The sequence below is a fragment of the Mucilaginibacter sp. BGA-UO-ETr-C110 genome (assembly GCF_059567985.1).
Map to the genome: position 1 here is coordinate 1105834 of NZ_JCAQPB010000002.1, position 26298 is coordinate 1132131.

The window sequence follows — 26298 nt, forward strand, 5'->3', positions numbered from 1 at the left end:
TAAATTATTGAAATAAATGCTGTTTTTAAATTCGATATGGCTGTTTGGTATTGCCGCGTTAACTATACCGGTAATTATACACCTGTGGAATATAAAACCGGGCAAAACTTTAAAAATTGGTAGTATCTCATTGATCAACGCCGCGGGCAAAAAAAGTAGCCGAAGCCTGAAGATCAATGACAAGCTGCTGTTTTTTGTACGTTGCCTTTTATTGACTTTATTGGCCCTGGTATTGGCTGTACCAGTTTGGCAGCGCCATGCTAATATGACCAAAGCAAAAGGCTGGCTACTGATTCCTAATGAAAATATTGCCGGGAGCTATCACAAATTTAAGCCTCTTGTTGATTCGCTAACGAGAGCTGGTTATGAGTTTCATTATTTTAACAAAGGTTTTGCAAAGGCTGATCTCTCTAAAATATTGGCTGATCCTCCAAAAACAATCCAGTCGAAAATGGTTAACTACTGGACCCTGGTAACCCAACTCAATCCATATCTCTCATCAGATATTCCTGTATACCTGGTAACGCCTAATGGCGTCAATCATTTTATGGGTAATAGGCCTCATGTCGCTTTGAATTTAAAATGGAAAACCTATACGCCAGATGATTCCACAAGCACATGGATACAGGATGCCTGGTTTGACCAGGACAACAGTGTACGTGTATTACAGGGAAACAGTAAACCATCGGGTACTTACTTTACCAATTTCACTATTAATTCGGGTAGTGAGGTCCACTCTGCTTTTGCCATAAATGTTAATAACGGCAAACCCGTTATCAGATTTAAAAGTGGTGATACCAGTCTCGTCAATATCGACACAACAACTGTACATTTTGCCATCTTTACAGATAAATATGCGGCTGACGCGGCCTACCTAAAAGCAGCCTTGCAAACAATCGCCAATTTCAGCGGGCGAAAAACCATGGTGAAACAATATAGTCAGGCCGGTCAGATACCGACTGGACAAAGCTGGGTATTCTGGCTATCAGACCAACAACCGACTATCCAAACGTTAAAAAAAAGCAGACATTTTTTTATCTATAAAACAGGCAATGTAGTAAATACCAATTCCTGGATAAAAACTACTGGCGCGTTTAATGTAACGGGGCAACCGCATCAAATCGCCTTATATCAATTGATCAGCGAACGGGCAACCGGTGATCAATTAATATGGACAGATGGCTTTGGTCGCTCGATTTTGAGCCATGAATTGCAAACTAATACCTATAATTTTTATACCCGCTTTAACCCAGCCTGGAATGATCTGGTTTGGAGCGATGACTTTCCACAATTATTATACAAACTTGTTTTTAATAATAGCAGAAAGGAAATTAACGAACGGCATGAGCGTCGGAGGATCGATCAGGAACAGCTTAGACCCTATAGGGTAGCCGAAGCACAAGCAGCCGTAAATAGCCGCCAGCTTGACACAAAAACAGATCTGTCCCGTTATTTCTGGCTGGCTTTGGTTGTGGTGTTCCTGATGGAAAGAATGCTTGCTCACCAACATAAATTAACTCCGGATAATGACTAAGCAGGAGGTCATATATAAAGTAAGGAGTATGCGCCGTTGGTATGTTGGTTACGGGCTATCTGCAGGTTTTCTTTTTGCAATTGCACTTACCATTGCTTTAGGCACGCTACTATTTTTCTTACTTTCCTGTTCTGTATCCTGGTTATGGGTTGTGTTACTTATAGCCTTTATTTTATATATCATTTATGCCCGACCGTGGAGAATAAATGAATACTCCATTTTGAACTTTCTTGATCGGCATTACCCTGAGCTGGAAGAGAGTGGCAATCTGCTATTAAAATCTGACGATGAACTTAATCTTTTGGAACGCCTGCAACAAACAAAGATCCGGGAACAGTTTGCTGCCATCCCCGTTCAGCAGAAGCAATTTTTAAAGCCCCTTAAGCAGGCTGCTTTAATTTTAATATCGGTTGCTTTGGTATGTTTTGTATTGATAAAAGTTGTGCCGCATGATCTGCACCAAATTGGTTTCACCGGTTTACATCAATCAGGTACTAAAAATACTCCTATAGAAAAGTTATTGCCCCAGATCGCTGCTGTTGAAGTAAGCATGAGTCCCCCGGCTTATACAGGTAAGCCCACACGTACCCAGGATAAATTAACCATTGATGCCGAAGAAGGAGCGGTGGTATCCTGGAAAATATCAACCAATATCCCTGTTAAGCAGTTAGCATTGCTGTTTAATGATAAGGAAATAGTTAACCTGACGGCCCTGAATCATGATAGAACTGCATGGGGAGCTCGAAAAAAAATTAGCCAGCCGGGTTTCTACCAGGTTAGCATCGACGGTAAATTTTCGGATTTGTACCAGGTGCAGGTTATTAAAGACCAGCCTCCGGTTGTCCATATCAAAACACCCAAACCGTATACCTACATAGATGCGGGCGAGGCTCAAAAGATAAATATTGATGCGGCTGTAACCGATGATTATGGGATCAATAATGCGCTGATAGTTGCCACCGTGGCTAAAGGAAGTGGCGAAGCTGTCAAATTCAAAGAATACAAATTGGATTTTTCTACATCTTTTAACGGTCATAGCCCGCAATACAATCTGCAAAAATTGATCAATCTGCCGTCCTTAAACATGGAGCCTGGCGATGAACTTTACTTTTATATACAAGCTACTGATACTCATCAGCAGCAAAGCCGTACTGATGTTTATACCGTGTCTATACAGGATACCGCCCAACTGTTAAGTATGGATGGGATACTTACCGGAACAGATCAAAAGCCGGAATTTTTCAGGAGTGAGCGGCAGATCATCCTCGATGCCGAAAAATTGCTCAAAGAAAAGGATAGCATCAGCACCGAAAAATTTAAAAGCAGGAGTAACGATCTGGGGACTGATCAAAAATTATTGCGCCTGCGTTATGGTAAATTTTTAGGCGAGGAATCAGAGAATGATATGGGAGGAAATGAGAATGATGCAGTGAGCGATATTAATAACTACGGTAATGCAGATGTGATCAAAGATAAATACACCGATAAGCACGATAATGCGGAGGATGCCGATTTTTTTGATCCGCTTCTGAAAAATCAACTCAAAGCCACATTGACCGAAATGTGGAAGGCGGAATTACAGTTGAGGTTATATAAGCCACAAAGCGCGCTGCCTTTTGCTTACAAAGCCTTGCGCTTACTCAAAGATCTGCAGCAAAAATCAAGATTATATGTAGCGAAAACAGCGTTTAATCCGCCGCCCTTAAAGTTAGAAAAACGCCTGAGCGGCGATCTTACCAAAGTAAACCAACCTATCATTAAACAGGATATAAAACCAGGTACAGATCAGTTGGTGAGTCTGCGCAAAGCGGTAGAAATATTGGAGCAATTAAAATCGGGTGGGGGACTAAGCAGTAAAGATTTACAGATACTGGCATTGACCAACCAGCAATTAAGTTTACAGGCATCGGCAGAGCCACGGATCTATCTGGCGGCATTAAGTGCGATGCGCAGAATATTATCAGACCGGAGCAATATAAAACCCGATGATATTACCAGGGTTGAAAAGGCCATTCAAAAAACACTGACACCGGCTAAAAGGATGCCTGTAGCTATGCAAAACCCGGTTGATATGGGCTTATCGCAGGAGTATTATAAAAACCTTAATCAGCTAAACAGATGAATTGGAATATCACCGTTTTAATCATCTGCTTTATCCTTTGCGCCGTTGTGGTGTGGAAGGAGGTTGTACGTTTAAACCGGGCCCGCCTCGGTTTACGGATAGTCGCGGTTATTGTGGTAGTTGTAGCTTTGGTTGGTATAGCCCTGCCATTAACTTACCAGGTCAACACAACCCAGCAAAACAAACCCGAGGTGATTTTATTAACTACCGGTTTCAACCCCGATAGCTTAAGCCGGTACAATAACAGCCGGTTGTTTACCTTAGATAACGATATCAAAAAACAATATCAGCGAGCCATCTTGTTAAATACGATAGAGGAACTGTCTACCGATTCATCAGTTACTCAATTGCGGGTATTTGGTGATGGCTTGGATGAAGATCAGTTGCAGCAACTCCATCATTTACCGGTGATTTTCCGCCCTGAGGTATTGAAGCAGGGTATTATGGCCATCGGTTGGAACGAACAGTTAAAAGCAGGAGAAGAACTCCTTGTTCAGGGTACATTTAAAAACAGCTCAGCTAATCCAATAAAATTACTTCTTTATGGATTAGGCACCGCATTAGATTCTGTCGTTATCAAACCAAAAAGTACGGCAACATTCCAGTTAAAAAATACGCCCAAAATTTCGGGGCGGGCTGTATATCATCTACTAACCATTACCGGTCGTGATACGCTTGGGAACGAAAGCCTGCCCATACAAATTGAAGCGGCAACCCCATTAAAAGTATTGATGCTGACGGCATCGCCCGATTTTGAAAACAGGTTTCTCAAAAACTGGCTCTCCGCAAACGGATACGCTGTGGCTGCAAGATCGGCCATCAGTAAGGATAAATTTAATAACGAGTTTATTAACCTGGAGCAAGTCCCGCTGGAACATCTGTCGGCTCAGGTTATGGGTAAGTTTGATGTACTTGTAGGAGATCTGTCGGTTTTAAAGTCGCTTAGTACCCAGGAAGCTGCTGTTTTAAAAACAGAAGTAAGTCAAAAGGGATTGGGAATTATTGTACGCGCAGATAGCTCTTCGGGCAATTCCTGGCTGCAGCATAATTTCCCTGTTGCGGCATTACAGGGGCAGGATACGCTTGCATCCGCTCTCCTCATCCGTGGACAAGACCAACGCCTGACCAAATTAAATCCGGGTTCATTTTATATCCGGTTTCAACAAGGAACTCAACCCCTGATACAAGACGAACATGGGCGTATATTGGTAAGCAGTACTTTAGCTGGTAACGGCAAAGTGATATATACTTCCCTGAGTAATACTTTTAACTGGATGCTGGCCGGTAATGAAAATGACTATACCGCATTATGGGCACTGCTAATTCATCAGGCTTCTCGCAAAGCTCCTATAAGGGAAAGTTGGAGTGTATCAACACTGGTACCGACGGTATTAAACCCCGTGAGTTTGCAATTGCAAGGTGCAGGTGCGAGAACTTCCATGGTCGGGCCAGTTGTTCTTGCACCGCAACAAAGTCAGCTGCTTCCGTTTGAATATCAGTATCCATACTGGCCTCAAAGGCCGGGCTGGCAATCCGTAAAAACAAATAATGGCGCGTTAAACTGGTGGTATGTTTACCGGAATAATGAATGGAAAAGTGTGCGCATATTAAAAAAGCAGTCGGATACTAAAAACTACAGCATAAATAGTCGAAATACAAATAATGTAACAAAGCAGATACAGAAAAAAGCAACAATTTCGGTATCGAAAATATATGCTTATATTTTGCTGTTGTTAGCGTGCACATTCTTGTGGTTCGAAGCCAAAGTATCAGGAATCAAGCTCTCTTCTAAAAAGAGGGTTTTAAATAATCAGAAACTTTAAAAATGAGTTCTCCGGTATCCATGCAGGAACACCAGGAGCACTAAGGAGGAATATACATTGAGAAGACGAGACTTTATTTTTTTAACAGGAATGGGAGCAGGAGCCTTAATGCTACCCGATCTGTCTGCGTTTGGTAAAACGATCGATCCGTTGCAGGCACTGGAAGGTGTTGATGCAAAGATCAAAAAAGAATTGGCTGATGTGGCTTTAAACACTGCCAAATCAAACGGGGCAACCTATGCCGATGTGCGGATAGGCCGTTACCTGAACCAGTTTGTGGTTACCCGCGAAAACAAGGTGTTGAATGTAGCCAATACCGAATCATACGGGATCGGTATCCGGGTTATTGCCAACGGTTGCTGGGGCTTTGCCGCTACCAATGATGTAACCAAAGAGGGGATGGCCAAAACCACCCTTAAAGCGGTAGCAGTAGCTAAGGCTAATGCTAAAATTGGCGGAGCGCCTGTACAATTGGCTCCTCAAAAAGGCTATGGTGAAGTGAGCTGGAAAACGCCTTTAACCAAGAATGCTTTTGAAGTTCCTATCAAAGAAAAGGTTGACCTTTTGCTAAATGCCAATGGCATAGCCATGGCAGGTGGGGCCAATTTTGTAAACTCTATTATGTTTGCCGTTAATGAGCAAAAGTATTTTGCATCAACAGATGGTTCTTATATTGATCAGGATGTGCATCGCCTTTACCCAAGCTTTACGGTTACTAAAATTGATCCTTCGGCCGGTGCTTTTGAAACCCGTCGTTCATTAAGCTCACCGGTAGGTATGGGTTATGAATACCTTGACCCTTTGGCCAGCGAAAAAGTGTTGGGAGTAACCCCTCGTTATAAAAAACGTTATGATATGCTGGAAGATATTAAGTATGCTACCCAGCAGGCAGGTGATAAATTAAAGGCCAAATCTGTTGAACCGGGTAAATACGATCTGGTACTCGACCCATCGCATTTATGGCTTACCATACATGAATCCGTTGGTCACCCAACAGAGCTCGACCGCGTTTTGGGTTACGAAGCTAACTTTGCCGGTACCAGCTTCTTAACGTTGGACAAATGGAAGTCTGGCAAGTTCAATTTTGGCAGCAAAGCCGTAAACATTGTGGGCGATAAAACCCAGGTTGGTTCTCTGGGCGCGGTAGGGTATGATGATGAAGGCGTACAATGTAAAAAATGGGATATTATTAAGGATGGCGTATTGGTAAATTATCAAGCCATCCGTGATCAGGCACATATCATCGGGCTAAACGAATCGCAAGGTTGCTGTTATTCTCAAAGCTGGCAGGATGTGCAATTCCAACGTATGCCGAACGTTTCCCTTCAGCCAGGAAAAACACCATTGAGTGTTGACGAGATGATCAAAAATGTAGAGAAGGGCGTTTATATTATCGGCGATGGCTCATTCTCTATCGATCAGCAACGTTATAATTTCCAGTTTGGCGGTCAGTTATTTTACGAGATCAAGGAAGGAAAGATTGCAGGTATGTTAAATGATGTAGCCTACCAGGCCAATACTCAGGAATTCTGGAATTCCTGCACTCAGGTTTGCGATGAGCACGACTATCGCTTAGGCGGAGCCTTTAATGATGGTAAAGGACAGCCAAGCCAATCGAGCGCGGTATCACATGGCGCGTCAACAGCATTGTTTAAAGGAGTTAATGTAATCAACACTAAAAGAAAGATCGGATAACTGAATTATGCCAATATTAACTAAAGAAGAAGCACAGACTTTATTAAAGAAAGTGCTTGCCTATTCAAAAGCCGAAGAATGTGAAGTGAGTTTAAACGGCAGCGAGGGCGGCAATATCAGATATGCATTAAACGCTGTTTCTACAGCAGGGGATATCAGCACGGTAAGTTTGGGTGTTACATCGGTTTTTGGAAAAAAAGCCGGTACAGCAACCATTGATGAGTTTGATGATGCTGCATTGGAAAGGGTGGTTCGCCGCTCTGAAGAATTGGCGCAATTAGCCCCTGCCAACCCGGAATATATGCCTATGTTAGGACCCCATGATTTTCCGGAGTCTATAACTTATAATGCCAATACAGCTGCCATGACTCCAGAGAGTCGCGCAGATATGGTAGCCAAAAGTTTATCAGTTACCAAAGAGGCCAAGCTCACAGCGGCGGGTTTCCTTGAAAACTCAACCAGTTTTAGCGCCATCATGAACTCTAAGGGATTATTCGCTTATAACAAGGGTAATGATGTCACCTTTTCGGTAACTACGCGTAATGAAGCTGGTACAGCTTCGGGCTATGCCGCCAAGGGCTTTACTGATGTAAGTAAACTGGACACCTTGGCGTCGACTAAAGTAGCTGCCGGTAAATGCCTGAGCTCGTCTGGAGCTAAAGCTTTAGAACCTGGAAAGTATACCGTGATATTGGAACCGGTTGCAGCTACCTACCTCATGGAAAATATGTTCCGCTTTGATGCCCGTAGTGCCGAGGAAGGGCGGAGCTTTTTGAGCAAAAAAGGTGGCGGTACCCGCCTGGGTGAGCAATTGGTTGACCCTAAAGTCAACATATACTCTGATCCGTTTAATACCGATCTGCCATCCTCAACCTGGAGTGGCGATGGGCTTCCCCGTGAAAAAACAATGTGGATTGACAAAGGCGTAGTAAAAAACCTAAGTTACTCCCGTTACTGGGCAGATAAAAAAGGTGTTAAACCACTACCTGGTCCCGGTAATATCATTATGGAAGGGGGTGATGCCAGCTTGGAAGATCTGATAAAAAGCACCGAAAAAGGTATATTGGTTTCGCGCCTGTGGTATATCCGTATGGTTGACCCGCAGTCATTATTACTTACCGGCCTAACCCGTGATGGTACATTTTATATTGAGAACGGCAAGATCAAGTTCCCGATCAAAAACTTCAGGTTTAACGAAAGCCCTGTAATTATGCTCAACAATCTCGAAGCACTGGGTAAACAGGAACGGAGCATCAGCGTAGAAAGCTACCGTAGCTATCTTATTCCCCCAATGAAAATCAGGGAATTTACTTTTAGCTCTCTGTCAGATGCGGTCTAAATGAGGATGCGCATAATTTAGGCTCAAGCCAGAACAATATTATGCTCCTTTTGCCTATAGCAAAAGGAGCATTTGAAAATACACTTTTAGCGATTGTGCTAATTGCCAATGGAAGGCTTATACGCTGATTTTGGCTGATCCTGCTTCCTTAACTGTATAAATCTTGCTTTTATTTCCATCCCTAACAATTATTTGCACGCTACCTTTTGGTTCTCTTTTGACCTTTAAATCAAATACCTTTCCGAATGCGTGAATATTGTTCAGGGCCATTTCATTCCAACCTTTTGGCAACCGTGGTGTGCAAGTAAAACTTCTAAACCCAGTGGGCCTGATACCAAACAAGCCTTCTGTAAATATCCGGCAATACAAGCCGCTTTCTGCTGAAAGATGTCTTTGGTTCCCTTCTGGATAGGCTTCAACAGGATAAGGAACATGTTCGCCCAAAAGCCTGCGGCGTGAATAGTAACGTAAAAAAGTCATTGCTTGTTCTGTTGCTCCTGCCTGCAGCACACCCCGAAGTGCATAAAGAGTGGAGCGGTCCCAAAAGGTATCCTGACCGGCCTGGGTAGCTAAACCATCGGCTGTCCATAGCTTTGGCGAAAATAGCGCGTCTATAGTGCCTTTGCTCCGGTCATATATACCCATAGTCAGTGGCATACAGATCCAGGCACGCAAAACATCATTGGTTTCGTAATATTTATAAGTATGAAATCCGGCTAAATCCGCTCCAAAGTATTTTTCGATGCTTTCTTTAAGTTCGGCTGCTTGCCGGGTATACAGGTCTGTTTGCTGTTTAGGCAATTGTAATTGCCGGCCAAGTAAAGCCGCAGATACCAACGCATCATAATACAGACAATTAGTAGATAGGTTGGCTTTGCCCGATGGAAACCTGCCTTCCAGTTCATCACTTTTCGACTCCACCACACCTTGCGTATTGATGTGTCTGTGGCTATACTCCAGGCACCAGGAGATAAGTGGCCACAATACTTTTGCAGAGTCGGTACTTCCATAGGTAAGTGCATACCTTGATGCGCCGTAGGCTATCATAGCCTGATCCCCGCGATCGCCGGCTCCTTTCCAAACGGTATCACCTTCGGCTACAATGGAGCTTGGCAGGGCGTTATAATCCGGGTTCATATACCGGGCAAACAGCCGGTAAGCATTCATCGCCGAAAGATTTCCAATCCTGTCGCCCGAAATGGCAAAATACGGGTTGATATATTCTGCCTGGTCATTGGCCCATATAGCGGCATAATAAGATAGACCACCGGGGCCGTGCATATACCCCCCTTTGGTTTTAAAAATACTTTCAGTAGCTCTGATCTTGGTGAAAGCAAACATCGCGTTCAGAATACTGTCTGGTGTTTGTAATTGTAAAGGTGCCTCAATTTCATTTATCCGGTTTTGACGAGCTTTTTCTTCAAATTCCGGATCAACAGGAAGGAGAGATGAGGGATGGTCAGTTGCCCGGTAACAAACGGAAAATGTATATACCTGTCCTGGTTGCAATACTCTGCTGCCGTCATTTACAGACTGCATGATAACCGTATGGGGCGCTACTTTGCTCCTGATGGTATCGGTAGTTACCTCCCGTTTCAAATGCTCCACGGAGATGGTTACCGGTTTATTGCTGATATTGGTGAATTTATATTGCTCAATGGCAAGGGGTTTATCTACAGATGGAAAAAGTGCGCGTTCTATTTTAACGGACTGAGGATCAACAAACTGTTCCTCAATACGCATAATGCCATGTTGAGTAATACTTTTTGTCAATACATTAACATTCCCTTCCGAAACATCCGGCCGCAATAGTCTGCCATCTACATACATTCTTGGTAAGGCATCATCGTTAAATGTATAACTGATATGACTTCGTGTATCATCAGGGAGCATACGAAAGGTAGGAAAAACCACCGTACGGGTAAGATGGCAAACTTTAGACGCATCTACGCTATAAGCCACCCATAACGATACCTGCTCTCCAGACATTTCTATATGATCGGCATGGGGCAGACGATCTTTAATATTCCAGGTGATGCTGCCATCCGGTTGCAAAAGCCATCTGTCATTTTGTTGAGGTAAAGATAATTGCTGAGCATAGGATAGGGGCAACTGTATAAAGAATGCTAACAGGACGGGCAAAAATTTATGCAAATAGGATTTCATTAACTGTTTTGTAAGGTGTGATGGGTGTTTTATTATTTCAAGCTGACTTTTACCTGCTGGCCAGGCTTAACAACTATTTCTACAAAAGATATTACCTTTCCCTGCGGATCTGTTTCTTGCCTAACCGTTGCTGGTTTATTATTGGCATAAGCATGGTGGTAATTGCCGTAAAACATGGCCTTCCATTTTAATTGTTGTTTTCCGCGGTTGGTCAATAAAGATTGATGAGCGTCAAGGTGTGCTACATCTACCACAGTATTCAGCACCGGCAGGTTACTGATGGAGGCATTACCTGCATCTGTTGTTTTATAAATGGTACTTACAATATGCGTACGAACATCAGGTGCAATACTCATTAGTCCCTGAACTATGCCTTCTATCACTCCAAAAGAAACCTCCGGGTATTCTCTCCTTGCAGTAGTTTCATCGGATAGATACAGGATATAATTTCTTGCTTTATCCCACGAACCTTTGTTATAAAATATCAGGGGTAGGTATGAAGTATTCTCCACGTTCCATGTTTTGGAGCTGATATGGGTTAATGTTTGTACTATACGAGCATTATTCTTCAACGCATCAAACCATAATAAAAAGGTTTCTCCCTCTTCCTTACCAAAATGGCCGTCATTACTGTAGTAGGTGTGATATAATTTATCCTTTTTATCCCACCACTGGGCTTCCAGTTGTTGCCGGTATTTTTCGGCTTTACGACTGTACAAGGCAGCTTCTTTTTGTTGGCCTTTTTCTGTTAATATAGCAGAATAGGTTAACAGCCCTCTGTATAATGCAGCTATCAGATCGACACCGGTTTTTAAATTGGCAACCCCTTCAGAGTATGAAGGTAAGCCCCGGCAGCGGTGGAAAGCGTCGCTTTCATTAAAAGGGATAGGTGCATTGGGATGGGCAGGCCTGGTTAACATCGAATCGGCCGATAACACCCAGGTATTTATATAATCTTTTACGGTTTTTTCCTGAAAGTGTACAAATGCGGGGTTGTTGATATAATATTTGTCGCCCGTCCATAAATAAAGCCGCCAGCTGGCATACAGCACATCGAAATTAGCAGGCAGGTTATACCAGAATTCATGGTCATTTCTATAGTCGTCAGTGGCTGGTTTTCCAGATTTATTGATTTCCCAGTACGAACACCAGTTTTTTGATGCTGATATATTGCTAGCGAACAATGTCAGCATGTTACGATTTTCCTGTTTTAAACCTAATATCTCGGCGCCGATACTTTGATGGGACACATCGCGCATACAAAATGCATCGCGGGGAGGGAGTGCCGATTCATACCAGGGCCCTACGGGATCATTAGGATGGCCTTTGTAGTGCAAAGCCATGCTTTTGGCCCACACAAAAGCCTGTTCCATTTTTTTATCAGACGAGGAAAATTTGACACCATTATCCTGGGCCATTGCGGCAGAAAAGGAAAGGATGGCAAGTACTGCTGCAGGAATAAATATTCTGCAGGTTAAGGAAAGGATTGTACTCATGATAAAATCAAACTATAATCTGGTCTATTCTGGTCTATTTTATAAAAATAGTTATTTTTATTTATTGTCCAAACTTATTTTGCAAGTACAAGCGGAGAAAACAAAATAAACATCAGTATCATGAGCAATAACAGTATACCACTGTAGATATGCCGGTTCTTCCATGGGTTCATATCTACCAAATTATTAAGCTTTTGCTGGTAGGGTACAGGCATGGGATAAAGTTTACCAATAACTAACATGAGCCCGCAGGTTACCACAAATAATATGGCTAAAATGTGCAGGAAGTGAATGTGAAGATCGAACACTAATTGCGTAAGCCCATAAGCGACTATAAAAAACAACAAACCTATTTTGGCAGCTAAGCCCGGTACCCGTTTAGTTACAAAACCCATGAACATGATGGTAAAAATAGGGACGTTGAAAAATCCGTTGACAATTTGTACATAGGTGTAAAAGCCATTCTTAACAAAAATAATGAATGGTGCGATGAACATAGCCGTTAAGCAAATGATGATCTCAAACCTTTTGGCTGTTTTGATCATATCTTTCTCAGCAGTTGGCTTGGAGCGTTTTTCCATCCAGGGTTTATAAATGTTCAGTACAAATAATGTACTCGAGCTGTTTAAACCTGCATTGAAAGTAGTAAGGGCCGCACCAAAAATGATAGCTGCTATATATCCGGCTATAAAAGGCGGTGATACCAAACTATCCAGCTTAGGAAATACCTCGGCCGGGTTATGTAAATGAGTAAAAATATGCACGGCAATTAAGCCAGGCACATTTAAAAGTAATGGCGATATCAGTTTGCCTAAACAGGCTACAGCAATACCTTTTTGGCAGCTTTTAAGATCTTTTGAAGCCAGCACCTGCTGAACTATATATTGCTCGGTGCCCCAATAATACAAATTCACCAGTAACATGCCGGTAAACAGGGTGCTAAAAGGTATAGGGTCTGAAGCAGAACCTATACTGTTCAGGTGATCCCGATGTACATTCAACAGGGTATGCAAACCCTCCATGAGATTGCCCTGGCCAAGATATCTAAGTCCAAAAAAAGGAAGCAGGAGTCCGCCTGCAAAGATACCCAGACCAAGCAAGGTATCAGAAATAGAAATAGCTTTTAAGCCGCCCAGCAAGGAATAAAGGCAACCAACAGTACCCATGATCCAGATAAGGATCCAGATAGTGGTCCAGTAGTCTGTTTTCCAGATCTCTGAAAAGTGAAACAACCCGTTAAAGGCTACAGCACCACTATACAATACGGAGGGTAACAAGTTGATAATATAGCTGATGAGGAAAATAAAAGAAACCAATTTTCCAATCCCCTGGCCGTATCGCGCGGTAAGGTAATCAGGCGTGGTGGCTATGCCCAGTTTAAGATACATGGGCATTAAAAATTCAGATACCAATAGCATAGCCAGTATGGAGGTCATGCCCCAGGCCATCACAGACATGTTATGCGTATAGGTGAGTTCGTTTTCACCTATAATGGTGGCTGTGTTAATATTGGTAAATAGCAAGCCTCCGCCTACCAGTAAAAAGCTCAGACTACGATCGGCCAGGAATAAACCGTTCAGGGTATTGAGCTTAGTTTTTCTTGATTTATACCAGGAAACCAGCCCCACTATGCCGGTAAAAAAAAGAAAGCTGGTTAATATGAGCCAATTCACTTTTTCATGATTTTAAATTAAGCGAATTAAAGTGTGTTCCGTTCAAATAAGATCATCGGGACGGTTAAACTGATCTTTTCTTTGTTCAATATAGCTTGTCCTGCCAGTTTACCCATGTTTGAAAAATCAGCAGAAAAAGTAGTGATACCAATGATCTCTTTAGCCGGTTCATCATTGTGAGATAGTATACCCAGGTCTTTCCCCGGTATCAGTTTTTGACTATTACAATCGCGCATGATCTGCCAAAGTGCAAAGTTGTCCAGCGTAAAATACACCTTTCCCTTTTCAATTGAACCGGGTGTGTATTCATTTACAATGCGACCTTTGATATTAAAATCTTTCAGGAATTTTTTGAATGACTTAACCATCTCTTTAGGGTCCAATGAATTGGGCGAATGATAGAATATCATTTCATCAAACTGGCTTATTTTAGGCGCTAACTGCGAAAAGATTTGATAGGATGACTGGCCAAATTCCTGGGTTATATGATTAAAATCGCCCTCCAGTGGTTCGTAACGGTCAAACATCAGGAATTTATTACGTGGAATAGTATCCAGCAATTCCTTAGTTTTTGAATGGGGGATAGGCGCAATCACATACATGCCATATTTCCCCCTGATCTGTGCGAGGATGGTTTCAAATATCTCGATATCACCATGATGAAAATAAGGGTTTAAGCGGATGTTCTGCCCCAGTTCATGACGGAAATTGCGATAGAATTGCTCTTCAAAAGTATCCAGGTTATACATGAGCAGGGCTACAGTTAAAGTTTGTTCTGTATTACCATTACCTACATAATATCCCAGCCTGTTCTTAGATTCTACAATGCCTCTGCTAATCAAATCTTTATAACCCTTGATGATCGTTTCTCTCGAAAAGCCCAACTCTTTGATTATTCTGTTCACCGATGGTAGCATTTCATCCTGCCCAATAGCTTTTTCATTGATGGCATTGATGATTCCCTGTACAAACCGGTCATGCTTTGAATAAGACGGTATATCTGTTAGTTTTTTTATTTCTTGAAAAATTCTATCCATTGCACTTGTAGATTTTAGCCAAAGTAAGAAAAAAGGCAGCAAGCCGGTTGCCCGTTTTTCCTCATTAATTTAGTTGGTTCGGTTTAAGTTTGGTAACCCCAAAAACTTTTTAAACCTTTAATTTTAACACTTTTCGGCATGAAAACAGGGTAAAAACTGATCAAAAACGCTTGAAAAACATCGATTTTAACACTTTTTAACAAATTTTAACACAGTTTTGAGCAGTTTTTGAAACTTTAAAAAGTATTAATTTATTGATTATCAAATAACTATATGCAAAACGGCCAATTTTTGTTCCTGTTTTGCCTTAACTAAACAGCCCGCTTCTCTGTTTAAAAGAGAACCGGGCTGCCTGATATATAAATATACGAAATATTTGCCCGTGTTACAATTTACCTCGTATGATTTATTCCTGTTAATATATCCAGAGGAAAGATGTTTGTGTAATGGTTACCTGGTTAAGGTAAAGGGTAGATCCACTACTTGCTGTTAAGGGTACCGTAGTGCTCTCGAACCTAAAACCATGTGCCGGCCCGCCAGGACTATAACTAAACCCGCTTACCGAAATATAATAAGTGCCGGGAAGAATAGGAAAACCAGAGCCTGGTGTACTTGTGTTATACGTTACATTACTCGGGCCAGAAAAAGTAACGATATAAGAAGAGCCCTGAGGCCTGCTTACATTGATCCCGATAGGATCCGGAGCATGATGTTTAGCTGCCGGGTGGGTACTTTTAGTCGCGTAAATGGTTTGCAAAGACAATAAAGTAATCGCGATGAATGAAACTGCAAAAAAGATTTTTTTCATGATGGTAAAATTTAAATTGGTTTGAATATTTAGGTTAAAAATAAGCTTTTATAAAATATTACTCACAGTAGCAGCTATACTCAATGGCATCTATCAGGCTGAAACCGGCTTCCAAAATTTGTTAGTTCATGAATGTGTATAGTGAATGAATTTCATTCACTATACACGTTATCCATTTAAATCAATAGCCAGGATTCTGCTTCAGGCTTTTATTCAGGTCCATCTCCGTCTGCGGAATTGGCCACAGGTAATTTTTTGCAGGATCAAACACACGGGGCGTTCCAACTTTTATGGTTGTTCCCGGGGTTAAGGTAACTGCGCCGGTTGTTTGGTTAACAGTACCAAGCAAACTGCCTGTTACCTGGCCGGTCATTACCTGTTGGCCAATTTGCCAGCGTTGTATATCAAACCAGCGAAGACCTTCTACCGCCAATTCCACTCTTCTTTCCCTGCGTACTAATGTACGGAGACTTGTCTGATCGTTGTACTTTGACTGATCTACAGCAGGCATGTTTACCCCTGGTCGTTTCCGCACCGAATTGATATCATCATATACCGTAGCATCTATTTTATTGCTTTCTATTTTAGCTTCGGCATCCATTAGTTTTATTTCGGCGTAACGTATCAGGATAACATCCATACCTACCTGGTCCAAAGTCGGGAAATCGGCAATTACCGCTGTGTATTTACGCAAGCCATAAGCCGAAGGGCTGCAATTGTTATCGCCCCAATGGTCTATTGTTTTTGGACTGCTTGAAATAGGATCATAATAAAATCCATAAGGCAATTTGCTGCTGTATTGTGTGCCGGGATAAAATACAGTGGCGCTAAGCCGGGGATCCCTGTTTTGATAAGGTTGTGTTGGATTGTAGCCTGATGCCGGATCATCAATGGTTTTACCATTGCTTGTTTCATAGGCATCTACCAGGTTTTGGGTAGGGGCGATGGAGTTATAACCACCCAATGAATTGATGGTCATGTTTCTGGCCCATCCAAAATTATTATCACTTGGTTTAAATTGCACATCCAGTATTACCTCCTGGTTATCAGCAAAAGGCTGACGGAAAAGGTTAACATAACTTGGATAGATGCTGTATGTAAACGGCGCGGTCATCAGTTTCTGGCAATCAGCTATACATTCAGGATACATCTGATTAAACAATTCAACTCTCGCTTTTAAGGCGATAGCAGCACCCTGGGTAATACGCCCAAGATCTGAGCCGGAATAGCTAACAGGCAGATTGGGGGCAATAGCGGTAAGCTCGTTTAATACAAACTTAACCACATCGGCTTTTGATGCTTGTGTTACTTTATTGGCTTCATCAGTTGTTAAATTATGTTCAACCAGTGGAACAGCACCATACAATTGGCTCAACATAAAATACTCATAGGCTCTTAAAAAACGGGCTTCGCCTATGGTCCTGGCTTTAAGCGTTGCATCCATATTGGCAGCGCCCACATTATCTAAAAACCAGTTACAGGTTTGTATACAGCTATAGTTCCATTTTGTGTATCCCGGATTGGTTGGCGTAGCGATACCTGCTGAGAGGGCCAGCCAGTTCTCCCAGGGAAACTGGTCAAAGGTGTTATCGGAATTATTATCGGCAAAAACTCCGTAATAGCCATTATTGCCGCCACCCCATTTGGAGTAACAGCCGTTGAGCGCCGCCAATACGTCACCAGATGATTTCCAGAGTACAGTATTGGTATAAGAATCTAAAGGAGCTCGGTCGAGGAAATCCTTTTTACAGCCCGATGATATCAGCGTGGCTAAAATAATTAAGGTTATGAATAGATTTTTCATTGAAGTAATTTTTTGAATAATTAAAATGTTACCTCGAGACCAAGGGTATTTGTTTTTAGCTGAGGGTATGAGCCGTAAGCGTTGTTCCCTGTATTGGTTTCGGGGTCAACCCATTTGTAAAAACTGGTGAATGTGAGGATATTCTGCCCGCTGTAATAGATCTTGACGCCCTTTACACCCAGTTTAGCGAGCGTGTTAGCGGGCAGGGTATAGCTCACTAATAAGTTTTTTAATCTTAAATAAGATGCATTACGTACCCAAAAAGATGATATAAAGCTTTGCGGGTTGTTTTGCGTATAGGTTGACCATAAACGCGGGAAAGTGGCGGAGGTATTAGTCGGCGTCCAGGCATCCAGCAAGGCTGTGGTAGGGTTGCCAATGTTGGCTTGCTGTAATGAGCCCAGTTCAAAACCCTGAACGTAGTTCTTCACACCTAATGCTCCCTGGAAAAAGCCGCTCACGTTAAATCCTTTCCAACCTGCACCCAGGGTAAAACCAAATGTAGTTTTAGGGAAAGGCGAGCCCAGGTACACCCTGTCATTACCGTCGATAACGCCATCGGGCTTGCCATTCGGGCCGCTGATATCTTTGTACATCAAATCGCCGGGGCCAATAACACCGCCGCTTTGTTTGGCGTGATCATTTACCTGTTGTTGTGTCTGGAAAATACCCTCGGCCTGGTATCCGTAAAATGCCTGGAGTGGGTAACCCACAACTCTTCCGCTTGAAATAGATCCCGTACCTGCCAGATCAGTTATTTTATTGGTAATGAATGAAGCATTAACAGCAATATTGTAGGATACATTACCAACCTTATTCCTGTATGCCACAGCGAATTCCCAACCTGAGTTACGCACTGCACCGGCATTTTGGAATGGTGTTGTAAAACCGTAAACACTACTGGCGGGCAGTTGCAATAATATATCGTTGGTGTTTTTTACAAAATAGTCGGCTGTAAAACTCAAATTGCTATTCAGGAGTTCCATATCCAAACCTACATCGGTAGTAGTGGTCTTTTCCCAGGTAATGCCTGGATTAGCGCCACTGAGTTGAGCAACACCGGGAGCAAGAGCTTGATTGAATGAATAATTTTGGTTGCCCGGTATAACCAAAATAGCCGGATACGCATTAGGGATACTAAGGCCGCCTGGACTGCCAAGCGTTTGATTACCTAACTTACCCCACGAGCCCCGCAGTTTAAGCATAGGGATGGCATTTGATAAAGAGCCGAAAAAAGATTCTTTTGAAATATTCCAGCCAGCAGAAAAGGATGGATAAAGCCCCCATCGTTGCCCTTTGGTGAATCGGGACGAACCATCATCGCGCAGGTTAGCTTCAAACAGATATTTGTCATCATAAGCGTATCTGGCGCGACCAAAATAAGATAGCAGTGCTAACTGACTGGAAGTGCCGCCATTTTGCTGGCCCAACGATGGTGCCGCGTTTATTTCTGATAGAGAACTGTTGAGGAAATTTTGCCTGTAAGCATACAGGTACCGATAGGTAGTTAATTCCTGTGAGCTACCGGCCAATATGTCGATACTATGCTTGCCAAAATGCCTGTCGTATTCCAATAATGCCTGCAGATTATAGTAATTATTGGTAGAGTTAGCATTGGCTATTGAACTTTGGCTGATAGTTGTTAAAGCTACGATTGGGTTTTTGGGATCATAATAAGTATCCGCGGGTTTAAATTCCTGGGAAGGGTTTGTATTATACCGGTAGGAGAATGATGGTTTAAAATGAAGCCCTTTGATCGGTTCCCAATCAAGCCCCGTGTTACCTGTAAAAAGAGAGTTCTGGTTATTATTATAGCCTGGTGAATTAAGCCAGGAGATCGGGTTGCCAAAAGAAAGATAGTTGTAAACCCCATTTTTGTATTGATTTACAACCGTACTGCTCATGGCAGCTGTTGTACCAATAATACCGCCTATATCTCCGCCTCCTAAACCATCCGGGGCCTGCGTAGGGGCATATAAAAATGATAGATTGGCATTCACGCTAAAGTTTTTGGTGATGGCCGAATTGATATTCATGCGGGTTGAATACCTTTTATAGTTTGATTTCTGTATGATACCGTCCTGTTGAAAATAGCCCAGGGAAAAAGCGTATTGTGTTTTATCATCTCCGCCGCTGATATTAACGGCATGGTTTTGTTGAAAACCGCTCCCTTTATACAAAAAGCTCTGCCAGTCGGTATTAGGGTGTGTATCCGGCTCAGTTTGATTTTTAAACAAGGTGATATCATTTTCTGTCCAGTAAGGGGTCTGACCTTCGTTTGCCAAAGCCTGGTTATATAAGGTGGCGGCTTGCCAGGAAGGTAAAAAATCGGGGAGATTAGTAGGTTTTTGCTTGCCCGCGTAAGCGTTATAATTTACCTGCATTCTACCGCTTTTACCCCGTTTGGTGGTAATCAGTATAACTCCGTTGGCAGCCCGGGATCCATATATCGCTGCCGAGGCCGCGTCTTTCAATACCGAAACCGATTGTACATCATTGGGGTTTACATCTGACAAATTGCCGATAATACCATCAATCACCACCATGGGAGTGCTGTTGTTCAGTGTGCCAATACCACGTATATTGATGCTCCCGGTTGAGCCTGGCTGTCCGCCGGTAGTGGTAACGGTAACGCCGGCCATGGTGCCCTGTAACGCATCGTTAAGGTTAGTAACGGGACGGTCCTGAAGTTCCTTTGCTCCAATTGCCGATACCGAGCCCGTAAGGTTTGCCTTTCTTTGAGTTCCATAGGCTACTACCACCACTTCGTTCAGGTTCCTGGCTTTTTTGTCTTCGGTCATAGTCACATTTCCATCCCAGCTGCCGGTAACCTTTACTGTCTTCTTCTCATAACCCAAAAAGGAGAACACCAGGGTAGCATTTTCGGGCGCGTTGATTTTGTAAGATCCATTGACATCGGTAGTGGTGCCTTGCGTGGTACCGACAAGACTAACGCTGACTGAGGGCATAGGCAAGCCTTGCTCATCTTTAACGTGACCCGAAATGGTTTTAAGTTGTTGGGAAAAACTTTGTTGAAAGCTCAGCAGCAAAACACAGCAAAGCATAACAAGCCCCAATTTTTTAGGTACTTTTCTTTTCATAATTGATTTTAATTTATTGGTCTGTTCTGGTCTATTCTAAAATAAAAGTAGTAACTTTTTAGATACAAACAAATTTTTTTTTACGCTTTGGAATTTTACCCGATGAATCCAACTACTGGAGCGGTATTTGATTGAATATTTAGCTGTAAAAAAATGAAGAGGGGCTTGCAGATTATATATTTTCTGAGAGAGGAGTTTTAGGGCAAGCAGAGATCATGCCATCGATATCGGTTGATATTTTAAGTATTTTATCAAACATCAAGTTAATATAACATCACCCGAAGGTTAGAAATTTGTAAGGATTTGTTGAAATGAATAAAACCTTCATTATATTAGATAAAAATTTATCACTATAACATTATGAAACCTTGTTGCTGATTTAATGAAAAGCGATATCCCGAAAACATATACAGAGTTTGAGTTCAGACGGGTATTTGAGGAATACAACCGCCAGGTTTATGCCCAGGTTTACGCTTTAGCAAAATCTCATTACGCAGCAGAGGAACTTACCCAGGAAATATTTATTAAAATTTGGCAGAACCGGGAAGCCTTAAATGGCGTAAAAAATCTGGACGGATATATCTATACCATTGCCCGTAATTATTCATTAAACTATTTAAGAAAAGCGGCCAGCGATATGCGGCTTACCAATTATTTAATGAAAGTTGCGGTGATCGGATGCAATGATACAGAATCAGCCTTGCAGGTATCCGAATATAAAAAACTGATCCATACGGCGGTGAGTAAACTATCGCCGCAACGCAGGTTGGTTTATGAACTAAGCAAAAACAACGATTTAAGTTACGACGATATCGCGTCTCAGTTAAATTTATCAAAACATACGGTCAAAAATCATTTGCTCTCCGCATTGGCCTCCATAAAAGGATACCTTACACAAAATGGTATCGATCCAACACTCATTCTTGTTTTTATACTCATCAAGTTATAATTATCAAAAAGAATACGATTTTTGATAGGATCGCTATTTTTTTAATTTCACCAAAGAGTGATTGTTGATAGGTTATATTCTGTATTTTAATGCAGGGTGGAATAACATTTTTAGAATGTTGTAATAAAAAAAATAAAATTTTCATTTTGCATTAGTCTGTTTGTGGATTTGCTGTGTCTTTAATGTAATCACACAGTTAATGATGGATCATAAGCAAAGAAAATCATATTTATTAAACCAATACATCAACAATGCCTGTACGCCGGAGGAATTTGATGAGTTGATGTTGGCGCTCAAAGCTTCTCCCAATAATAATGATTTTGATGAGGTCTTAAAACCCAATTGGGAAAGATCGGCACATTCCGAAATTGAAAGTAATTTAAACTGGACCGATATTTCTGCACGAATCAAAGAGAAAGCGCCGAAACGTTATAATACGGGCGTGTTGCTTAAATATGCTGCATGTTTTGCGCTGGCGCTCATGATCTGTACCATCAGTTTTTATAAAAAGACAGCTACCGGTACACCATATTTAACCGCTCAGTCTTTACCTGCAAAAACCAAGGTGGTCATTTTAGCCGATGGTACCCGGGTAACTTTGAATGCCAATAGTTCTTTACGTTATCCAGAAAAATTTAGTAAGGGGCAAAGAATTGTTTATTTAAAAGGTGAAGCCTATTTTGAAGTAGTACATGATACTAAAAAGCCATTTATCATTTATTCGGGCGCGTTAAGAACACAGGTTTTGGGTACATCCTTTACGGTTAGCGCCTACAACGAGCAAAAGCCTAAAAAAGTAACAGTTTTAACGGGAAAAGTTGGGGTTATTGACCAAAGTAGTAAGGCTCAGGCTATACTTACACCCGGGCTATGTGCGGTAACTGATCAAAAGAATCGAATCCTAACTGTTAGCCGGATGGCCGATCCCTATGATGCTATTGCCTGGATGGATGATAAACTGATGTTTGAAGATGCTACTCTGGCTGATGTAGCCACGGCGCTAAGTAATAAATATGCGGTGAGCGTTGAAATACCCAATAAGAGTATAGCCTCCAGACATATCACGGCTATATTCCAGAATCAAACCCTGCCCGATATTTTGGATGGTATTACCAGGCTTACACATGCCAAATACCGCGTTAATAAAAATATATACACGCTATTTCAGTAAATAAACAGAATGATAACCTTTAAAACCGATTGCCTATAGAAATATACAACGACGATATAAAAAAAGGTTGAATGTGATTCCAGCACATCCAACCCCACCGAGCTAAAGCTCAGATAATTCATAGCTCCCGTAAGGGCATTTAATCACTACAAATTTTCTTCAAATATATGACAAAAAACATATTGTCCTCTAATCGGCTGCGTAAAGCTGTCAACAGGATAGTCATAATTACAGGTTTTCTATCTATCTGTTTCTTCAAAACCAGCGCCGTCATCCATTCTGCACAGGACCTAGACACTCCAATATCGCTAAAAGTGACAAACATGCCTGTAAAAAATGTACTAAAGCAAATAAATAAAGCAATTAAGCTCAGTTTTGTTTTTAGTAACGAAATAGTTACAGACCAAACAGTAACTATTGATGTAAAAAACGAAAAACTGAGCACGGTATTGTTCAGGATATTTGATCCCTTGGGTATGTATTATCAATTATCTGGTAATATGATCCTGATTGAAAAGAAACAGACCACTGCTATATCAGCAATGCAAAAAACGTTAGCCTTACAGATAACGGGCAGGGTTACTGATAACACAGGTGCGTTGCCAGGGGTAACTGTAAGAATTAAAGGAGCCGCGATCGCAACCAGTACAGGCACTGATGGCAGGTACAGTATTAGTGTACCTGACGGTAATACTGTACTCGTATTTTCATCAATAGGGTACCTGACCCAGGAAGTCGTGGTGGGTAATCGTAAAACTATCGATGTTAGGTTACAGGAAGAATCCAATAAACTAAACGAAGTAGTAGTTACCGCCTTGGGTATATCGCGTCAGCGTAAGGCCCTGGCTTATTCTGTTACCGAGGTAAAAGGAGATGAATTTACGCAGGCTCGTGAAAACAACGTAGCTAACGCGCTTACCGGTAAAGTTGCCGGTGTAAACGCCACCGGATTATCAACTGGTCCGGGCGGATCAAGCCGGGTTATTATCCGTGGTAACGGCTCCCTGTCTGGTGGTAATCAACCACTGTATGTAATTAACGGTATGCCGCTTGAAAACTCGGTACCAGGTGGTAGCGCCACAACAAATGGCAGCGCCGGTAACGTTGACCGCGGTGATGGTATCGCCGGTATCAATCCGGATGATATTGAATCTATCAGCGTACTTAAAGGTGGTACAGCAGCAGCGCTTTATGGTGCAAGGGCTGCTAACGGTGTTATATTGATCACCACCAAAAAAGGTCGTGCGCAAAAAGGAATCGGTGTTGATTACAATTCATCCTACACGATGGAAACACCGGCTGTTTTCCCTGATTGGCAATATGAATATGGCCAGGGAGATAATGGTGTTAAACCAACAACACAAGGCGAGGCTATACAAACAGGTCGCCGGTCTTTCGGTGCCAAAATTGATGGTTCTCCTTACGTTGCGGCCGATGGCCTCACGCATCCTTATAGTGCTCAGCGGGATAATATCAAAAACTTTTATCAAACAGGTAATACACTTACCAATACCCTGGCTTTTACAGGTGGCAATGAAGCCGTTACCTATCGCTTTTCGGCCTCCGACCTGAATAGTAAAAGTATTTTACCCAACACCAACTATAATCGTAAAACAGGCAACCTGAGTGTTAACGGTAAATTAGGTAAACGAATTAATATAGAAGCCCTGGCACAGTATAATGTGGAGAAAGCTAACAACAGAACCACAGCGGGTGATGCTTTAGGCAATCCTAACTGGACGCCGTATATGATTGCCAATACTGCCGATATCAGGTGGCTAAAACCAGGTTATGATGCCAATGGTAATGAGATTGCCTGGAACGATGCTTCTATTGCCAGCAATAGTTACTTTGTAGCCAACAAATTCAAAGAAAATGATTCCAAAGATCGTTTTATTGGCCAGGCCGGTATTACCTATGAGATAGTTAAAAATCTATCATTAAAAGGAGTTGTAAGTCGCGATTTTTATTATTACAACTATAAATATATATTGCCAACCGGAACATTGTATGTACCAAACGGTCAGTATAATGAACTAAAAGTTGATGCTTCGGAAACCAACGGTTTATTAACGCTTAACTATAATGGTAAAGTAACCAATGATTTTGCTTTAACCGCTTTTGTTGGCGCTAACCAGCAGCGGTCTGTTTATAATGAAAGCAATATCACGGGGAGCAATTACATTATCCCTTATTTCTACAGCTCAACCAACCTTTCAACCATTTCTACAACGCCAAAAAATAATAAAACGGCTATCAATTCATTGATGGGCTCGGCAGATATTGGGTATAAGAATTTTGCTTACTTAACCGTTACCGGTCGCCAGGATTGGTTCTCTACCTTAAGCCCAAAAAACAACAGTCTCTTTTATCCTTCTGTAGGTGGTAGTTTTGTACTTTCCGAGGCGTTTAAATTACCACAAGTAATAAACTACGCCAAGTTAAGGGCCTCATTTGCACAGGTAGGTGGTGGTGCGCCAGATCCATACCAGATCAACCAGGCATTTATCATGGTGCCAAGTTCGGGGCAGCCAATACAAAATGTTTCCAGTACAACTATTTCCAATTCAAACCTTCGCCCTTATACATCCACTACAACAGAGGCAGGTATCGAGGCCAAATTGTTTAACAGTCGTTTAAGTTTCGACGTAACCCTGTACGATCGTAAAACTACAAATGATATCGTTTCTACAGCTATATCCGGAACCACAGGCTACAACAACGTAGTTTTAAATGTAGGCGAACTAAGCAATAAGGGTATCGAGGTATTGTTAAGCGGGACTCCGGTAAAAACAGGTAATTTTAGCTGGAATACCAGTTATAACTTTGCCTATAATAAAAATGAAGTGGTAAGGCTGGCCGCCGGGCTCGATCAGATCCAGATGGCTTCGTCTGTTAATGGCTGGGCGTATATCAACAATATTGTTGGCCAGTCATACGGTTCAATAGTAGGTACCCGTATCCTGAAGAATGCCGCCGGTCAAACCGTATTTAATGCCACCACAGGTTTACCAGTTGCAACGGGTTTACAAACATTAGGTAAAGGTGTAGCCCCAATAACCATGGGCTGGTCAAATGATTTTCGTTACAAGAGATTCTCCTTAAATGTATTGGTTGACGGCAAATTCGGTAATAAGATATTCTCCTTGATGGAGGTTTATGGTACCCGCTTAGGTTTAATGAAAACAACCTTGCCGGGCAGGGAAAATGGCTTACAGTTGAGTGGTGTCGACCAGGCCGGTAATCCATATTCCAGAACGGTGCCCATATCAAATCTGCGCAGCTACTATGATAACTACAAATCCTATTCGGAGCTGTTTTTGCACGATGGCGGTTTTGTAAAACTTCGTCAGGTTATATTCAGCTACAATATCCCTGCTGATCTCCTGAAAGCTATCAATGTACAAAACGCCTCTATCTCATTTGTCGCGCGTAACCTGCTTACCATTTATAAGCAGACAGACAATTTCGATCCGGAGTCAAGCTTTACCAACGGTTCAAGTCAGGGTTTTGAATCTTTCGGATTACCCAGAACAAGAAGCTATGGATTAAACCTAATGGTTAAATTTTAATTCAGAAA

Annotated in this window: 15 protein-coding genes; 8 read left to right on the forward strand and 7 right to left on the reverse strand. The window is 42.0% G+C overall.

Features of this window, described 5'->3' with window-relative positions; all coding sequences use genetic code 11:
- Positions 1-16: 16 nt before the first annotated feature.
- The 5 genes from AC57BQ_RS05960 (at position 17) to AC57BQ_RS05980 (ending at position 8513) form a co-directional block, all read left to right on the forward strand.
- Positions 17-1534 carry a BatA domain-containing protein gene (locus tag AC57BQ_RS05960; RefSeq protein ID WP_496405396.1) on the forward strand — a complete coding sequence of 506 codons (1518 nt, stop codon included), beginning with the start codon at positions 17-19 and terminating at the stop codon, positions 1532-1534.
- On the forward strand, positions 1527-3656 hold the full coding sequence (locus tag AC57BQ_RS05965) for a hypothetical protein (protein ID WP_496405397.1): 2130 nt from the start codon (positions 1527-1529) through the stop codon (positions 3654-3656). The genes AC57BQ_RS05960 and AC57BQ_RS05965 overlap by 8 nt, the downstream gene beginning before the upstream one ends.
- Positions 3653-5479, forward strand: a complete 1827-nt coding sequence (locus AC57BQ_RS05970; RefSeq protein ID WP_496405398.1) for a hypothetical protein — start codon at positions 3653-3655, stop codon at positions 5477-5479. Before AC57BQ_RS05965 ends, AC57BQ_RS05970 begins: the two co-directional genes overlap by 4 nt.
- Before the next feature lie 90 nt (positions 5480-5569).
- Positions 5570-7174 (forward strand): TldD/PmbA family protein, encoded by a 1605-nt coding sequence (locus AC57BQ_RS05975; protein WP_496405399.1) that lies wholly within the window; start codon positions 5570-5572, stop codon positions 7172-7174.
- 7 nt (positions 7175-7181) lie between these two features.
- Positions 7182-8513 (forward strand): TldD/PmbA family protein, encoded by a 1332-nt coding sequence (locus tag AC57BQ_RS05980; RefSeq protein WP_496405400.1) that lies wholly within the window; start codon positions 7182-7184, stop codon positions 8511-8513.
- A gap of 117 nt (positions 8514-8630) precedes the next feature.
- On the opposite strand, the gene AC57BQ_RS05985 is transcribed toward AC57BQ_RS05980, so the two are convergent.
- The 7 genes from AC57BQ_RS05985 to AC57BQ_RS06015 all read right to left on the reverse strand — a co-directional run bounded on the left by AC57BQ_RS05985 (position 8631) and on the right by AC57BQ_RS06015 (position 20598).
- Complete coding sequence (locus tag AC57BQ_RS05985) at positions 8631-10679, reverse strand: hypothetical protein (RefSeq protein ID WP_496405401.1); 2049 nt, start codon at positions 10677-10679, stop codon at positions 8631-8633.
- Positions 10680-10711: 32 nt separating this feature from the next.
- Complete coding sequence (locus AC57BQ_RS05990) at positions 10712-12175, reverse strand: trehalase family glycosidase (protein ID WP_496405402.1); 1464 nt, start codon at positions 12173-12175, stop codon at positions 10712-10714.
- Positions 12176-12249: 74 nt separating this feature from the next.
- Positions 12250-13848 carry a solute:sodium symporter family transporter gene (locus AC57BQ_RS05995; RefSeq protein WP_496405403.1) on the reverse strand — a complete coding sequence of 533 codons (1599 nt, stop codon included), beginning with the start codon at positions 13846-13848 and terminating at the stop codon, positions 12250-12252.
- A 26-nt stretch (positions 13849-13874) separates the two neighbouring features.
- The gene (locus AC57BQ_RS06000) at positions 13875-14885 is read right to left on the reverse strand and encodes a GntR family transcriptional regulator (RefSeq protein WP_496405404.1); all 1011 of its coding nucleotides are present in this window, start codon (positions 14883-14885) and stop codon (positions 13875-13877) included.
- 415 nt (positions 14886-15300) lie between these two features.
- Complete coding sequence (locus AC57BQ_RS06005) at positions 15301-15693, reverse strand: hypothetical protein (protein ID WP_496405405.1); 393 nt, start codon at positions 15691-15693, stop codon at positions 15301-15303.
- A 181-nt stretch (positions 15694-15874) separates the two neighbouring features.
- Positions 15875-17497, reverse strand: a complete 1623-nt coding sequence (locus tag AC57BQ_RS06010; RefSeq protein ID WP_496405406.1) for a RagB/SusD family nutrient uptake outer membrane protein — start codon at positions 17495-17497, stop codon at positions 15875-15877.
- A 20-nt stretch (positions 17498-17517) separates the two neighbouring features.
- Positions 17518-20598, reverse strand: a complete 3081-nt coding sequence (locus AC57BQ_RS06015) for a SusC/RagA family TonB-linked outer membrane protein (RefSeq protein WP_496405407.1) — start codon at positions 20596-20598, stop codon at positions 17518-17520.
- 382 nt (positions 20599-20980) lie between these two features.
- Here AC57BQ_RS06015 and AC57BQ_RS06020 point away from each other — a divergent pair, with 382 nt between their 5' ends.
- From AC57BQ_RS06020 to AC57BQ_RS06030, 3 genes are all read left to right on the forward strand, one after another.
- Positions 20981-21547 carry an RNA polymerase sigma factor gene (locus AC57BQ_RS06020; RefSeq protein WP_496405408.1) on the forward strand — a complete coding sequence of 189 codons (567 nt, stop codon included), beginning with the start codon at positions 20981-20983 and terminating at the stop codon, positions 21545-21547.
- A gap of 199 nt (positions 21548-21746) precedes the next feature.
- Positions 21747-22718, forward strand: a complete 972-nt coding sequence (locus tag AC57BQ_RS06025; protein ID WP_496405409.1) for a FecR family protein — start codon at positions 21747-21749, stop codon at positions 22716-22718.
- A gap of 323 nt (positions 22719-23041) precedes the next feature.
- Entirely contained in the window at positions 23042-26290 is a 3249-nt protein-coding gene (locus AC57BQ_RS06030) for a SusC/RagA family TonB-linked outer membrane protein (RefSeq protein WP_496405410.1), read from the forward strand.
- The last annotated feature ends 8 nt before the right edge of the window (positions 26291-26298 follow it).

Bases quoted from the DNA above. Each gene is read 5' to 3' on its own strand.
- AC57BQ_RS05960 (WP_496405396.1), top strand. From the start codon at position 17: ATGCTGTTTTTAAATTCGATATGGCTGTTTGGTATTGCCGCGTTAACT.
- AC57BQ_RS05965 (WP_496405397.1), top strand. From the start codon at position 1,527: ATGACTAAGCAGGAGGTCATATATAAAGTAAGGAGTATGCGCCGTTGG.
- AC57BQ_RS05970 (WP_496405398.1), top strand. From the start codon at position 3,653: ATGAATTGGAATATCACCGTTTTAATCATCTGCTTTATCCTTTGCGCC.
- AC57BQ_RS05975 (WP_496405399.1), top strand. From the start codon at position 5,570: ATGGGAGCAGGAGCCTTAATGCTACCCGATCTGTCTGCGTTTGGTAAA.
- AC57BQ_RS05980 (WP_496405400.1), top strand. From the start codon at position 7,182: ATGCCAATATTAACTAAAGAAGAAGCACAGACTTTATTAAAGAAAGTG.
- AC57BQ_RS05985 (WP_496405401.1), bottom strand. From the start codon at position 10,679: ATGAAATCCTATTTGCATAAATTTTTGCCCGTCCTGTTAGCATTCTTT.
- AC57BQ_RS05990 (WP_496405402.1), bottom strand. From the start codon at position 12,175: ATGAGTACAATCCTTTCCTTAACCTGCAGAATATTTATTCCTGCAGCA.
- AC57BQ_RS06000 (WP_496405404.1), bottom strand. From the start codon at position 14,885: ATGGATAGAATTTTTCAAGAAATAAAAAAACTAACAGATATACCGTCT.
- AC57BQ_RS06005 (WP_496405405.1), bottom strand. From the start codon at position 15,693: ATGAAAAAAATCTTTTTTGCAGTTTCATTCATCGCGATTACTTTATTG.
- AC57BQ_RS06010 (WP_496405406.1), bottom strand. From the start codon at position 17,497: ATGAAAAATCTATTCATAACCTTAATTATTTTAGCCACGCTGATATCA.
- AC57BQ_RS06015 (WP_496405407.1), bottom strand. From the start codon at position 20,598: ATGAAAAGAAAAGTACCTAAAAAATTGGGGCTTGTTATGCTTTGCTGT.
- AC57BQ_RS06020 (WP_496405408.1), top strand. From the start codon at position 20,981: ATGAAAAGCGATATCCCGAAAACATATACAGAGTTTGAGTTCAGACGG.
- AC57BQ_RS06025 (WP_496405409.1), top strand. From the start codon at position 21,747: ATGATGGATCATAAGCAAAGAAAATCATATTTATTAAACCAATACATC.
- AC57BQ_RS06030 (WP_496405410.1), top strand. From the start codon at position 23,042: ATGCCTGTAAAAAATGTACTAAAGCAAATAAATAAAGCAATTAAGCTC.